Annotated in this window: 14 protein-coding genes; 7 read left to right on the forward strand and 7 right to left on the reverse strand. The window is 74.0% G+C overall.

Annotated elements, in window-relative coordinates; genetic code table 11:
• Nucleotides 1-33: 33 nt before the first annotated feature.
• The 4 genes from FHX45_RS00910 (at nt 34) to FHX45_RS00925 (ending at nt 4,465) form a co-directional block, all read left to right on the forward strand.
• Nucleotides 34-2,514 (forward strand): helix-turn-helix domain-containing protein, encoded by a 2,481-nt coding sequence (locus tag FHX45_RS00910; protein WP_167096134.1) that lies wholly within the window; start codon nt 34-36, stop codon nt 2,512-2,514.
• Between the two features lie 85 nt (nt 2,515-2,599).
• On the forward strand, nt 2,600-2,968 hold the full coding sequence (locus tag FHX45_RS00915; protein ID WP_167096135.1) for a hypothetical protein: 369 nt from the start codon (nt 2,600-2,602) through the stop codon (nt 2,966-2,968).
• Entirely contained in the window at nt 2,965-3,573 is a 609-nt protein-coding gene (locus FHX45_RS00920; protein WP_167096136.1) for a hypothetical protein, read from the forward strand. Before FHX45_RS00915 ends, FHX45_RS00920 begins: the two co-directional genes overlap by 4 nt.
• A 67-nt stretch (nt 3,574-3,640) precedes the next feature.
• A complete protein-coding gene (locus FHX45_RS00925; RefSeq protein WP_167096137.1) occupies nt 3,641-4,465 on the forward strand; it encodes an acyl-CoA thioesterase domain-containing protein in 825 nt (274 codons plus the stop codon).
• Between the two features lie 27 nt (nt 4,466-4,492).
• Here the strand turns inward: FHX45_RS00925 and FHX45_RS00930 are convergent, their stop codons facing one another.
• From FHX45_RS00930 to xrtP, 3 genes are read right to left on the reverse strand one after another with little or no spacing between them, the layout of a single operon-like run.
• Nucleotides 4,493-4,714: a hypothetical protein gene (locus FHX45_RS00930; protein ID WP_167096138.1), complete on the reverse strand. Its 222-nt coding sequence runs from the start codon at nt 4,712-4,714 to the stop codon at nt 4,493-4,495.
• 29 nt (nt 4,715-4,743) lie between these two features.
• On the reverse strand, nt 4,744-6,120 hold the full coding sequence (locus FHX45_RS00935) for an XrtP-associated glycosyltransferase (protein WP_167096139.1): 1,377 nt from the start codon (nt 6,118-6,120) through the stop codon (nt 4,744-4,746).
• Nucleotides 6,117-6,653 (reverse strand): exosortase P, encoded by a 537-nt coding sequence (gene xrtP / locus FHX45_RS00940; RefSeq protein WP_167096140.1) that lies wholly within the window; start codon nt 6,651-6,653, stop codon nt 6,117-6,119. Before xrtP ends, FHX45_RS00935 begins: the two co-directional genes overlap by 4 nt.
• A 198-nt stretch (nt 6,654-6,851) precedes the next feature.
• Between xrtP and FHX45_RS00945 the strand changes: the two genes are divergently transcribed.
• Genes FHX45_RS00945 through wecB form a run of 3 tightly spaced genes read left to right on the forward strand, consistent with a single transcriptional unit; the run spans nt 6,852 to nt 9,026 of the window.
• Complete coding sequence (locus FHX45_RS00945) at nt 6,852-7,613, forward strand: choice-of-anchor protein CoaP (protein ID WP_167096141.1); 762 nt, start codon at nt 6,852-6,854, stop codon at nt 7,611-7,613.
• A 13-nt stretch (nt 7,614-7,626) separates the two neighbouring features.
• Nucleotides 7,627-7,806 carry an LPXTG cell wall anchor domain-containing protein gene (locus FHX45_RS00950; RefSeq protein ID WP_167096142.1) on the forward strand — a complete coding sequence of 60 codons (180 nt, stop codon included), beginning with the start codon at nt 7,627-7,629 and terminating at the stop codon, nt 7,804-7,806.
• A 59-nt stretch (nt 7,807-7,865) separates the two neighbouring features.
• Nucleotides 7,866-9,026: a non-hydrolyzing UDP-N-acetylglucosamine 2-epimerase gene (gene wecB / locus FHX45_RS00955; protein WP_167096143.1), complete on the forward strand. Its 1,161-nt coding sequence runs from the start codon at nt 7,866-7,868 to the stop codon at nt 9,024-9,026.
• Nucleotides 9,027-9,216: 190 nt separating this feature from the next.
• Here wecB and FHX45_RS00960 read toward each other — a convergent pair whose 3' ends face one another.
• The 4 genes from FHX45_RS00960 to FHX45_RS00975 all read right to left on the reverse strand — a co-directional run bounded on the left by FHX45_RS00960 (nt 9,217) and on the right by FHX45_RS00975 (nt 12,357).
• Nucleotides 9,217-9,450 (reverse strand): biotin/lipoyl-containing protein, encoded by a 234-nt coding sequence (locus FHX45_RS00960; protein WP_167096144.1) that lies wholly within the window; start codon nt 9,448-9,450, stop codon nt 9,217-9,219.
• Nucleotides 9,447-10,493, reverse strand: a complete 1,047-nt coding sequence (locus tag FHX45_RS00965; protein ID WP_167096145.1) for an alpha-ketoacid dehydrogenase subunit beta — start codon at nt 10,491-10,493, stop codon at nt 9,447-9,449. The genes FHX45_RS00960 and FHX45_RS00965 overlap by 4 nt, the downstream gene beginning before the upstream one ends.
• Nucleotides 10,494-10,532: 39 nt before the next feature.
• Nucleotides 10,533-11,522 (reverse strand): thiamine pyrophosphate-dependent dehydrogenase E1 component subunit alpha, encoded by a 990-nt coding sequence (locus FHX45_RS00970; RefSeq protein ID WP_167096146.1) that lies wholly within the window; start codon nt 11,520-11,522, stop codon nt 10,533-10,535.
• Between the two features lie 97 nt (nt 11,523-11,619).
• Complete coding sequence (locus FHX45_RS00975) at nt 11,620-12,357, reverse strand: IclR family transcriptional regulator (protein ID WP_167096147.1); 738 nt, start codon at nt 12,355-12,357, stop codon at nt 11,620-11,622.
• Nucleotides 12,358-12,513 lie beyond the last annotated feature (156 nt).

A 12,513-nucleotide genomic window follows, 5' to 3' on the forward strand; every position in this document is an offset into this window, starting at 1 on the left:
CACATCCGCGCACCCCGCGGCGATGTCCCTGGTGTGCGCACCTCGGGTTTCGGCGCCCTGCTCAAACGGCTGCGGCTGGCCGCGGGGCTGACCCAGGAGGCCCTGGCCGAGCGGGCCGGGGTGAGCCCGCGCGCGGTCAGCGACCTGGAACGGGACCCGCGCCGCAGCCCGCGGCTGGACACCGTGCGGTTGCTGGCCGACGCCCTGGAACTGGACGCGGACCAGCGTGCGAACGTGCTGGCCGCCGCACGCCCGGGGGCCGTCGAGCCGGTGACGTCCGGGCCGCTGCTGCTGCCGCCGTTGATCGGCCGCGCCGGGGTCGCGGCGGCGCTCGTCGAGCTGCTCGAGCGCGGCGAGACCCGGTTGCTGACGCTGACCGGGCCCGGTGGCGTGGGCAAGACGCGCCTCGCGCTGGACGTGCTCGGCGCACTGGGCGAGCAGTACCCCGGCGGCGCCGTGTTCGTCGACCTGTCGCCGGTGCGCGACCCAGGTCTGGTCACCGCGGCGATCGCCCGGCAGGTGGGGCTGGACGAACGCGGGCCGCTGCCGGTGTCCACCCGCCTGACCGCGGTGTTGCGCGACAAGCGGGTGCTCCTGCTGCTGGACAACTTCGAGCACGTGGTCGCCGCCGGGACCGAGGTGCTGGGCCTGCTGACCGCCTGTCCCGGGCTCACCGTCCTGACCACGAGCCGGGTGCCGCTGCGCCTGCGCGCCGAGCGCGAGTACCGCATCGCGCCGCTGGAGTCGCGTGACCCGGACTCGCCGGCGGCCCGGTTGTTCACCGAACGCGCCGCAGCAGCCGGGGTGCCACCGGAGCCCGGTGATGTCGAAGCCGTGGCGGAGATCTGCCGTCGGCTGGACGGGCTGCCGCTGGCGATCGAGCTGGCCGCGGCGCGCGTGCGGTCGCTGCCGCCGCGTGTCCTGCTCCACCGGCTGGAACAGCGGCTGCCGGTGCTGGTCGGCGGCCCTCGCGACCTGCCCGACCGGCAGCGGACGATGCGGGACGCGATCGGCTGGAGCTACCAGCTGCTCTCCGGTGATGCGCGGGCGGCGTTCCGGAAGCTGTCGGTGTTCGCGGGCGGCTGTTCCCGGCACGCCGCGGAATCCGTCGCGAGTGGACAGTCGCTGGACGAGCTGGCTGAGGCGAGCATCGTCGACGTCCGGCCGGACGGGCGCATCCGCATGCTCGAAACGATCCGCGAGTACGGACTCGAGCGCCTGACGGCGGCGGGGGAGGCGGAGGCGGCCGTCCGGGCGCACATCCGCTACTACGCCGGGCTGGCGGAGCGGGGGACGCCGGAGGAGCTGGCGCCCGAGCTCGACAACCTCCGCGCCGCGCTGGAGCGGGCGCTGGCCGCCAGGGACGCGGCACACGCGCTGCGGCTGTGCGCGGCGCTGCCCGCGTTCTGGCTGGAACACGGCCTGCTCGGGGAAGGTGTCCGCGTCGTCCGCGCGGCCCTGGGGCTGGGCGGCGTGGAGCGGGTGCCGGTGCCGACCCGGGTGGCGGCACTGGCCGGAGCCGCCCGGATGGCGATCGAGGTGTCGGCGCTGGCGGACGCCGGGGCCTGGTGCGAGCAGCTGGTCGGTCTGGCCCGCCGGGAGGGGACCGCCGCCGACCTGGTCACCGCACTCAACACCCGCGGCGTGTTCCGGCGCGTCACCGACCGGTACGCGGAGTCGGCCGCCGACCACGACGAAGCCCGCGCGCTCGCGGACCGGATCGGTGACCGGGCCGGGCACGCCGCGGCGCTGCTCGGGTTGTCCTACGACCTGATGTTCACCGGCGACACCGCGCGGGCCGGTGAGCTGGCCGACCGGGGACTGGCCGAGACCCGCGCGACCGGTTCGGCGCGGGATCTCGGGGAGGCGCTCCTGTTGCTCGCCTGGCAGGCCACGCAGGCCGGCCGGCCCGGACGGTCGCGCCGGCTGGCCGGGGAAGCGCTCGAGCTCGCCCGGGCCCGGCGCGACGGCAGCCGCATCGCCGACGCGCTGCGCATCCTGGGCACGAACGCGCAGCTCGACGGCCGGTACGAGGACGCGGCGCGGTGGCTGGGGGAATGCGAACGGCTCCACCGCGCACGCGGCGACGAGCGGAGTGCCGACCAGCTCCTGGCACACCTCGCCCACGTGGCGCAGCTGACCGGCGACCTGCGGCGGGCGCGCGAGCTCGGCGAGGTCGCGCTCGCCTCCGCCCGGCGGTACGGGGACCTGTGGGCCACGGCGATGTCCACCACCCAGCTCGGTCACACCGAGCTCGCCGCCGGCCGGGTCGGCGCGGCGCGGGGGCTGTTCGAGGAGAGCCGGGAGTTGTTCGAGCACATCGGCAACCCGATGTACCTGTCGTGGTGCCTGGAGGGTCTGGCGGCGGTAGCGGTCGCCGGGGGCCGCCTGGCGGACGCGGCCCGGCTCTGCGCGCAGCGGGACGACGTGGCGGCCGGGCTCCCGCCGATGAACCCGGAGGGGCACCGCGCCACCGTCGCCGCGGTCGGGCGGTTGGCGCGGCCGGAACGGTGACTGCTCGGTGAGTGCGCGTCGTGGCCGCCGCCGTCGTCCGCCGCGCAGGCTGGAGGCCCGTTCCGACCCTTCCGAGGAGATCGTCATGAACCGTCACGTCACCTTCACCACCGGCCTGGTCCTGTGCGCGCTGCTCGGCCTCGCCGACCTCGCCGGCGCCGCCGGTCTCGGCCGGGACGGCGCCCCGCCCGTCGCGGTCGTCGTCATCGGGGCCGTGCTCGGCCTCGTCACACTCGTCGCCGTGACTCCGGCGTGGCGGCGCGTCCGGGGCGGGGTGATCACCGTCGTCGTGTCGCGGGCGGTGGCCGGCCTGCTGGCGATCCCGGCGTTCTTCGTCGACGCGCCCGGCTGGGCCCGCCTGCTGGCCGCGATCACGCTGGTGCTCACCGTCGCCGGGGTGGGCCTGCTCGCCGGTGCCGGCCGCGGCCGGGTGCCCGCCGGGATGCCGCGATGACCACCGGCAACGCCGCCCCGCCGGTGCCGCGGACCCGCTCCGCCGGTCCGCTGATCGCCACCGGCGGGCTCGCCGGCCTGACGTGGGCGGCCGCCCTGCGCGGCGTGATGGCCGAAGTGTCCGGGCCGGACTCCACCGTCACCTGGTACGGCACCTTCGGCCAGATCCTGCTGCCCGGGGCCGTCACCGGTGCCCTGCTGGCGTGGGCCGAGCACCTGCGCCGCACCGGCGGACGGCGCCGGTGGCGGCTGCTGGCGCTGGCGCCGCTGACGTTCCCCGCTGCCGTACTCCTCTCCCCGGAGACGGTGGCCGCTCTCGGCGGCGGTCAGCCGCTGTTCAGCGGCGGGATCGGTGGCGGCGCGCTGGCCCTGCCACTGTTCGGCATGGCCGGCGGGTACGCGATCGCCGGCCGCGGGCGGTGGTGGGTGCGCCTGGCGGCCGGTGCGTTCGCGGTGACGCCGATCCCGGTGTGGGTGCTGGTTTCCGGTGCCTTCGGCCCCGAGTTGGTCGTCACCACCCCGCGCGGGGCCTGGGTCGCCGTGTTGTTCTCCGCCTGCGTGGCGACGCTGGCGCTGGCGTGCGCTGTTCCGCATCGGCGGGTGTGACGTGGGGCGGCGTGGATCGTGTGCGACGCTTCCCCCGGCCCTGCCGCTGCAGCGAACGGATTCGAGTGTGACCGAGCACGCCACCACCACCTTTGCCGAAGCCACCCGCGTCGAGGAGGTGTCCCCGGGACGTTTCACGGCGGAGGCACACCCGGCCTGGACCGTGCTCGGCAAGCCCAACGGCGGCTACCTGCTGGCGATGCTGGGGCGTGCCGCGGCGCGGTCCGGCGCGCACCCGGACGTCGTCGCGGCGAGCGCGCTGTACCTGCGGTCCCCGGAGCCGGGGCCGGTCGCCCTGGACGTGGAGGTGCTGCGCGCCGGCCGGTCGGCCAGCCAGGTGCGGACGCGGATGACGCAGGACGGCACGCCCTGCGTGGAGGCGCTGTGCACGCTCGGCGCACTCGATCCGGAGGCGAAGCCGTACTGGAGCGACGGCCTGCCCGAGCCGGTGCGCGGCGAGCCGGCGGACTGCGTGCGGGTGACCGGTCCCGCCGGGGGTGGCCCGGGGCCGGCGATCATGGACCAGGTCGAGCTGCGCATCCAGCCCGGGGACCTCGGGTTCAGCCGCGGCGCGCCGAGCGGCGCGGGCGTGCTGCGGGGCTGGCTGAGCCTGCCCGGCGGCGCGGACCTCGACCCGTTCGCCCTGCTCTACGCCGTCGACGCGTTCCCGCCGGCGTCGCTGGACGTCGCCGTCACCGGGTGGGTGCCCACCCTGGAGCTCACCGCGTACGTGCGGGCGCTGCCGGCGCCCGGCCCGGTGCGGGTGCTGCAGAAGGCGCAGCTGATCGAGGGGAACCGGGTCGATCAAGCCTGCTTCGTCTGGGACAGCCGGGGCCGGCTGGTGGCCCAGGCGACCCAGCTGGCCGGGATCCGCCTCGACCCGCCCGCCTGAGCGGCTCGCGCGCCGCGTCCGCAACGGTCAGCGCTGGAGCGGCCGCCGGCCCGCCCCGGTGGCCGGGCGGCAGGCCGCGCACCGCGGATCCCGCCGCCACCGCCGGGCCGCCGCGCGCAGGTCGCGGCGGCACCGGCGCCCGGGCCGGCCGTCCCGCCGCGTGCCGAACACCCGGAGTTCGGTGCGCCGGCCCCCGCACCTGGGGCAGCGCACCCGGCGGAACGCGCGGAGTACGGTGACCGCGGACATGACGCTCCTCGAGGGCAGGGCGACCGCTGCTAACTGTCGATCGCGACGGCGGCGGGCTCGGTGTTGCGGCGGGTCTTCGTCCACCCGTTGCGTCCCCGGACGAGCCGGACGAGCGCGCGCCAGGACGTGACGTAGAACGTGTAGATGTACACCGCGTAGGCCAGGCCCATCCCGATGCCGCGCAGGAAATTCTTGCTGCGCAAGCACTTCCACTGGTAGATCGGTCCCCACACGACGAACGGGGCGAGCCCGAACGTGCCGTAGACGGCGAAGAGGATCCAGCCGCCGCCGGTGAACCAGCCACCCATCCGGGACGGGTCGGTCACGGTGGCACCCAGGAACACCAGGAACGGCACCGGGTAGATGAGCGAGCCGAGCAACTGCATCCACGGCTGCGCCAGGTAGTACATCATCTCTGCCGCGCCGAAGGTGCTGACATGCACCGAATCCCAGATGCGGCGCAGATAACGGCCGCACTGCATGGTTCCCTGCCCCCACCGCGTCCGCTGCGTCAGGAAGCGCCGCAAGCTGTACAGCGCCTCCTGCGACACGTGGGTGTCCGGGGTGAACTCGGTGCGCCAGCCCGCGATGAGCAGGTGGACGCCCAGCTCGAAGTCCTCCAGCAGGGAGCCGCGCCACGGCTTGAGCTCCGCGCCGCCGATGGACGCCAGCGCGGACATCCGGGTGAACTGCCCGTTGCCGCCCAGCGAGATCGTGCCGGTGTACCGGCGCGAGGTCTGGATCGCGGCGATGGCGGTGCGGAACTCGAGATCCTGCAGCTGGGCCAGTTTCAGCCCGAACACCCGGCCCGGACGGGATCGCGACGGCGGCGGGGCGTCCCGGTTGCTCATCCAGACGTCGACCTGGACGGCGCCTACCGTGCGGTCCCCGAAGAGGTGGCCGGCCGCGCACACGTCGAGGCAGCCGGGGGCGGGCCGGCCGTCCGCGTCGACCACCACCACGATCACCCGGTCGTAGTCCTCGCGCAGTCCCTGGAAGGCGACCAGCTGCGCGTAGGCCGCGTTGAGCGCGTCACCTTTGCCGGTGCGGGCCTGCGGCCGCCTGCGGCGCACGAGGTGCAGGCGCGGGTCGGGGGAGCCGCCGCGGTACTGCAAACCGGTGACGATCTGCGCGGTCCGGTCGTCGGAGTCGTCGTCCACGATCCACACGTGCGCCTGCGGGAACGTCGAGCGCAGGTAGTGGATGGTGTCGCCGATCACCGCCTCCTCGTCGCGGCAGGGCACGAAGAAGTGCCAGCTGAACGCGCTGCTGTCGCCGGCGGGTCGCGGCTTGTGCCGCACGAACGGCACGACGATGACGGTGACGTAGACCAGGAACGCCACGCTCATCATCAACGCGAACGCCTGGGTGATACCCAGGACGACCTGGAAGGACTCGTCGCTCATGCGGTCCGCTCGCGGCGCAGGCCGATCCGGACGAACAACACGAGGGCGAGGGCCCCGCCGATCACGCTGACGAGTGACCCCATCAGGGTGTGCCCCCAGTAGTAGCCCGTGGAGATCCCGAGCCAGTTCACCAGGCCGACGATGAGCAGCATGCGCAGCTGGTTGACCGCGGCGACGACGGCAGCGAAGACCAGCAGGGACAGCAGCAGCCGGCGCGTGTTCGCGGGCCGCAGGTACCCCAGCACGGCCGTCACCAGGACCAGCGGCACGACCAGGAACAGGGACGAGCACTCCGGTGTCATCTGCAGTCCCAGCGGCCGGTTGCCGCCCAGGCCGAAGTAGACGGTGTGCCTTGCGCCGGCCACGTACACCCCGTGCTCGCTGATCAAGCGCAGGACGGCGCCGGTCACCTGCACCTCGGCGGTGCGGTACGCCCCCTGGCACACCACGAGCAAGCCGACCACGGCGAGCATCGCGATGACGAGCCACCGGACCGGTAACCGGCTGGACAACGGCGCAGCGTTCGCCGACATCGACCCTCCACAACAGACTCTCCCCAGAGCCCGGCTGACATTACCCAGCGTTTTCGCGGAACTCCTAGGAGTGCTACCCGCCAGGGGGATATTTGGGCCGAACGCGTGACGCTGCGCGAACCGCGCCGATAGCAAGATCACGAGCCGGCGCGGCGCCGATGGGGCGCCCGCGGCCGTGGAAGAAATCGGAGTGTCTCAATGCGAAGAGCAAGGCTCGGGCTCGCCGCCGCGATGGCGGCGGGCGTGGTTCTGCTGGGTGCGGTACCCGCGTCGGCGGCCCCCGGGGACGGGTCGGCCTACGGTGCGGACGTCGACGTGACCCTGCTCGGCAAGCCGGCCGTGCACGTGGGACCGCTCGCGCAGGCGTCCACGGAAGGACCCACCAGCGGCACGCTCGTGGGCATCGACGTGCCCGGCATCGCCCACAGCGGCACGGTCCAGACAACGGCCGTGCGGGACGAGACCACGGGTGCCGTCGACAGCAAGGCGACGGTGGAGAACCTGTCGGTCGGCGTCCTGGGTGCGCTCGGCACCATCAAGGCCGACGCCGTGACCGCGGAGTGCCACGCCACCCAGGACGGCAACGCGGGTGCCGCCACGCTGGCCGGGCTGAACCTCGGCCCGCTCGGCAACGTCAGTGCCACGCCGGCGGCGAACACCGTCGTGAACGTGGGCGCGCTCGGGGCCAACGTCGCGAAGATCACGTTCAACGAGCAGATCGCCAACCCGGACGGCAGCCTGACGGTCAACGCCATCCACGTGCGCCTGCTCGGCGGTGTGCTCGGTTCCCTCGGCTCGGGCGACGTGATCGTGTCGTCGGCGACCTGCGGCCCGGCCGGGCTGCCGGTGCCGCTGGCGTCCGGTGCGGGCATGTGGATCGGGCTCTGTCTGCTGGCCGCGCTCGGCCTGCCGGCCGGAGTCTGGTTCAACCGCCGCCGCGCCACCGCGCAGGCCGTCTGACGGGCGAGGGCGGATGTACCGGATGCCCGGCGCCGGGATCACCACCGCGGGCGGCACCGCGGGCACGCTCGCCTATACCGGTGCCGATGTCGGTTGGTGGATCGCGCTCGGCGTGATCCTCGTGCTCGCCGGGATCGCGGCACTCGTCGCCGCGACCCGTCGCAGCAGGAGACTCGCCGGTTCCCGGAAATGAGGTTCGCGGCCGCCGCCGAGGGCGGCGGCCGCGGACTCCCCACTCGTCAGGAGACTCACGTGGACATCATGCTGCTGGCCGGAACTCGCCCGGAGGCGGTGAAGCTGGCGCCGCTGGCGCTCGCGCTGCCCGGGCACCCCGTCCTGCGTCCCGTCATAGTCCACAGTGGACAACATGACGGGATGGTCGAGCAGGCGCTCGCGCCGTTCGGCCTGCTCGTGGACGACCGGCTGCCCACTCCGGTGCGGCGCAACGGGGGACAGGCCGAGCTGGTCGCGGGTCTGCTGCCGTCGCTCGACGGGTTCCTGCGCCGCAGGAGCCCGGCCGCGGTGGTCGTCCAGGGCGACACGACGACGGTGCTGGCCGGCGCGCTCGCCGCGTTCTGGCGCGGCATCCCCGTGGTGCACCTGGAGGCGGGCCTGCGCACCCACGACCTCGCCGCGCCGTTCCCCGAGGAGGGCACCCGGCAGATGGTGTCGCGCCTGGCGGCACTGCACCTCGCGCCGACCGGTGCCGCCGTCGCCGCGCTGCTGGGCGAAGGGGTGCCGGCCGAGCGGATCGTCCTGACCGGCAACACCGTCGTGGACGCCGTGGAGCACATCGCCGCTCGCGGCCGGCCTGCTCAGGACCGGGCACTCGCGGCGGCCGAACTGCGGCTGCTGGAGCAGGGGCGGCGGCTGGTGCTGGTGACCTCCCACCGGCGCGAGTCGTGGGGAAAGCCCTTGCAGCGCGTCCTGTCCGCCGTGCGGGACCTGGTGCGCCGGCGGCCCGATGTCGAGGTGCTGTTCCCGGTCCACCCCAACCCGGCCCTGCGCGACCAGGTCACCACGGCACTGTCGGGAGTACCGCGGATCACGGTCACCGGGCCGCTGGAGTACCCCGACCTCGTGCGCGCGCTCCGCCTGGCCACGGTGGTGCTCACCGATTCCGGGGGGATCCAGGAGGAGGCACCGAGTTTCGGCACGCCGGTGGTCGTGCTGCGGGACACCACCGAGCGACGGGAGGCGATCGACAGCGGGCACGCCCGTCTCGTGGGCACGGACCCCGCCGCGATCGGCCGGGCCACCGAGGACGTGTTGTCGGGGCGGTGGCGCCCGGCGAGCCCGGCCAACCCGTACGGCGACGGCAAGGCCGCGCAGCGGGCGGTGGCGGCCATCGGCGAGCTGCTCGCCGTGCCGTCGCGCAGCCGGGTGCTCGCCCCGCCCGAACCGGTGCCCTGAGCGGCCGCCGTGACCGAACCGGCGAGCACCGATGACAGACAGCTCGTCCCGTACCTGGCGGCGTGGTGCGCCGACATCGACAGCGTGCGGTTCCCGGCACCCGGCGACGGTGTGCTCACGGAGATCACCGCGATCATCGCGGGTCGGCTGCCGCCGGCCCCGGGGCATGGGGCCGGCGGCAGCCTGGCTCCTACTCGATGCGGGCGATCACCTCGCCCTGCTTGACCACCTCGCCCTCCTGCACCAGCAGCCGCAGCACGCCCGCCGCCGGGGCGGGCACCTCCACGTCCACCTTGTCGACCGCGACCTCCGCGATCAGGTCGCCCTCGCCGACCCGGTCGCCGTCGCCGGCGAACCAGGTGGCGAGGACGCCCTCGGCGTCGGGCTCGTTCTCCGAGACGCGCGGGAAGGCGATGTCGGTCATGCGCCCACCAGGCCGAGGACGGCCCGGCGGATCCGGTCCGGCGTCGGCAGCACGGCGTACTCGAGCGGGCGGGCGTAGGGGATCGGGACGTCGGGCACCGCCACCCGGGCGGCGGGCGCGCGGAGCAGGCCGGGGTCGCGCTCGGCGACCCGGGCGATGATCTCGCCGGACACCCCGAACGACAGGTAGTCCTCGTCGACGACGAGCAGCCGCCCGGTGCGCCCCACCGATTCCAGGATCGTCTCGGTGTCCAGCGGGACCACGCTGCGCAGATCCACGACCTCGCAGTCGACGCCCTGCTGCGCGAGTTCCTCGGCCACGTCCAGCGCGTGGTGCACCGACAGCGACAACGTCACCACCGTGACGTCGCTGCCCGGCCGCACGACGTTCGCCTTGCCGATCGGCACCAGATGCTCGCCTTCGGGAACCGGGCCGACGGACCGGCGGTTCTTGGCCATCCAGGGCAGGCCCATCACTCCCTTGTGGAACAGGTACACCACCGGGTTGTCGTCGCGGATCGCGGCGGTCATCAGGCCCTTGGCGTCGGCGGGGTTGCTGGGCGCGACCACCTTCATCCCGGGCAGGTGCGCGAACGTGCCCCACAGGCACTGCGAGTGCTGCGCGCCGTCGGAGTAGCCGCCGCCCACCGCGGCGGTGAGCACCATCGGGACGGTGACGTTGCCGCCGGACTCGAAGTGGATCTTCGCCATGTGGTTGTAGATCTGGTCCATGCACACACCGAAGAAGTCGACGAACATCAGCTCGACCACCGGCCGCATGCCTTCGACCGCGGCGCCGATGGCCGCGCCGATGAACGCGGTCTCCGAAATGGGCGTGTCCAGGACACGCCGGGGCCCGAACTTCTCGAGCAGCCCGGTGGTGGAGCTGAAGATGCCGCCGTAGGCACCGACGTCCTCGCCGAGCACGAAGACGTCCTCGTCGCGCTCCATTTCCTGCGCGATGGCCTCGACCATGGCCTTGGCGGTGCTGAGCTTGCGCTGGGCGGGTGCGGAGGAGGATGCCGAAGCGTCCGTGAGCGTCATTGCTGCTTCTCCTTGCTTGCTGGCGTGCCGGTGGTGGGTTCAGGCCCGCGCGAACACGTGGTCGAGCGCGGTGGCCGGGTCGGGTTCCGGGCTGCGCTTGGCGAACTCGATCGCCGCCTCGACGCGGTCGCGGGCCTGCGCGGCGATCGACGCCACCGTGATGTCGCCGCTGTCGTGGAGGACACCGGCCGCCCGCAGCTGCTTTTCGTAGGTGGGCAGCGGGTCCCGGCCCGGCACACCCTCCAGGTCGGACCGGTAGCCCTGCGCGTCGCCCTCGAAATGCCCCCACAGGCGCAGCGTGTGCACCTCGATCAGGCTCGGCCCCTCGCCCGCGCGGGCCCGCTTGATCGCCGTACCGGCCGCCGCGTGCACCGCCTCCACCGAGTTGTCCTCGACGCGCTCGCCGGGAATGCCGTACCCGCCGGCCCGCAGCGCGTTCGAGGTGACGCAGGTCGAGGCGCTGCGCGGCACCGAGATGCCCCAGTCGTTGTCCTCCACCACGAACACCACCGGCAGCTTCCACAGCGCCGCCAGGTTGAGCGCCTCGTGGAAGGCACCCTGGTTGGCCGCGCCCTCACCGGTGACGGCGACCGCGACCCGGTCGGTGCCCCGCCGCTGGAACGCCAGCGCCTGGCCGACCGCGGGCGGGTAGCCCTCGGCGATGATGCCCGAGCAGGAGAAGTGCGTGGCGGGGTCGAACAGGTGCATGTGCCCGCCGCGGCCCCGGCCGAGCCCGTCCACCCGGCCGAAGATCTCGGCGGTCATCCGCTCCAGGTCCACCCCGTGCGCGATGGCGAAGTGGTGGGGCCGGTGGGTGGCGGTGACGGCGTCGTCGGCGGTCAGGTGCGCGCACACCCCGGCGGCCACGGGTTCCTGCCCGGCGGCCAGGTGCATCTCGCCGGGGATGAGCCCGGCGCCGATGTCGAAGGCGGGCTTCTTGTCCGCGTGGTACTCGCGCAGGATCGACTCCTCGTAGGTGCGGATCAGGACCATCGTGCGGTACAGGGCCAGCCGGTCGTCCGGTTCCATGTGACCTCCCAATCGGTGTGGGAGTCACTGTCGCGGGGCCCCGCGGCACCGGCAACGGTGCGGATTTCAGATGGTGATACCGGGCCGTTTCCGCTGGTCAGGACAGCAGTGCGAAGGCGCGGGAAACGCGCCGCGAAGCGCGCTGCAACGAGACCGGCTCGACCGAGGGCAGCCGGCGCGCGGGCAGCGAGATCGCCACCGCGCCGACCACCCCGGGCGCCCGCACCGGCGTGGCCAGGCAGGCCGTGCCGAGCAGGTACTCCTCGCGGTCGTTGAAGACGCCGCCGCCCTCGGCCAGGCGCTGCTCGAGCAGCCGGGTGTCGGTGATGGTGTGCGGGGTGAGGTCGGCCAGCCGGTACCGGGCGAGGTGGTCGCGCCGGGCCCCCGGATCCAGGCACGCCAGGATGCACTTGCCGAACGCGGTGGCGTGCGCTGCCTCCTGCACGCCCACCCACAGATCCACCGGCGGGGTGTCCGGGGCGTCGGCGATGTCGACCAGCTCGATCTCGCCGCCGGAGTACAGCGACAGGTACGCGGCGCCGCGGACCTCGTCCCGCAGCGCGCGCAGCACCGGACGGATCTTCGGCAGCAGCGCGTGCCGGGTGTCGTGCCGCCGCAGCGCGCCGAGCTGCTCGCCCAGCACGTAGCCGTCGTCGAGCTTGCGGAGGTAGCCCTCGTGCAGCAGGGTGCGCAGGAGGTGGTAGGTGGTGGGCAGCGGGAGCCCGACCCCGCGGGCGAGTGCCTTGGCCGTGACCGGCCGGTCGCTCGCGCCGACCGCGTCGAGCAGGTGCAGTGCGCGCTGTACGGATCCGATCAGTGTCGGTCCAGCAGCCATCGGTCACCTCCGCCGCCCGTTGCCGCGCACCCCAGAATGCCGGGTGACGCGCATCACGGGCAAGGTCCGCGGCCCGAACCGGTGACGCCGGTGCTCCACCGGTGCCGCCGGTGCCGCCGCGGGCCGGGAGAACCGGCTCGCGCGGTGCGGTGGTTC

It is taken from the genome of Amycolatopsis granulosa (assembly GCF_011758745.1).
Taxonomy (GTDB): Bacteria; Actinomycetota; Actinomycetes; order Mycobacteriales; family Pseudonocardiaceae; genus Amycolatopsis_E; species Amycolatopsis_E granulosa.

Bases quoted from the DNA above. Each gene is read 5' to 3' on its own strand.
- FHX45_RS00915 (WP_167096135.1), top strand. From the start codon at position 2,600: ATGAACCGTCACGTCACCTTCACCACCGGCCTGGTCCTGTGCGCGCTG.
- FHX45_RS00920 (WP_167096136.1), top strand. From the start codon at position 2,965: ATGACCACCGGCAACGCCGCCCCGCCGGTGCCGCGGACCCGCTCCGCC.
- FHX45_RS00930 (WP_167096138.1), bottom strand. From the start codon at position 4,714: ATGTCCGCGGTCACCGTACTCCGCGCGTTCCGCCGGGTGCGCTGCCCC.
- FHX45_RS00935 (WP_167096139.1), bottom strand. From the start codon at position 6,120: ATGAGCGACGAGTCCTTCCAGGTCGTCCTGGGTATCACCCAGGCGTTC.
- xrtP (WP_167096140.1), bottom strand. From the start codon at position 6,653: ATGTCGGCGAACGCTGCGCCGTTGTCCAGCCGGTTACCGGTCCGGTGG.
- FHX45_RS00945 (WP_167096141.1), top strand. From the start codon at position 6,852: ATGCGAAGAGCAAGGCTCGGGCTCGCCGCCGCGATGGCGGCGGGCGTG.
- FHX45_RS00950 (WP_167096142.1), top strand. From the start codon at position 7,627: ATGTACCGGATGCCCGGCGCCGGGATCACCACCGCGGGCGGCACCGCG.
- FHX45_RS00960 (WP_167096144.1), bottom strand. From the start codon at position 9,450: ATGACCGACATCGCCTTCCCGCGCGTCTCGGAGAACGAGCCCGACGCC.
- FHX45_RS00965 (WP_167096145.1), bottom strand. From the start codon at position 10,493: ATGACGCTCACGGACGCTTCGGCATCCTCCTCCGCACCCGCCCAGCGC.
- FHX45_RS00970 (WP_167096146.1), bottom strand. From the start codon at position 11,522: ATGGAACCGGACGACCGGCTGGCCCTGTACCGCACGATGGTCCTGATC.
- FHX45_RS00975 (WP_167096147.1), bottom strand. From the start codon at position 12,357: ATGGCTGCTGGACCGACACTGATCGGATCCGTACAGCGCGCACTGCAC.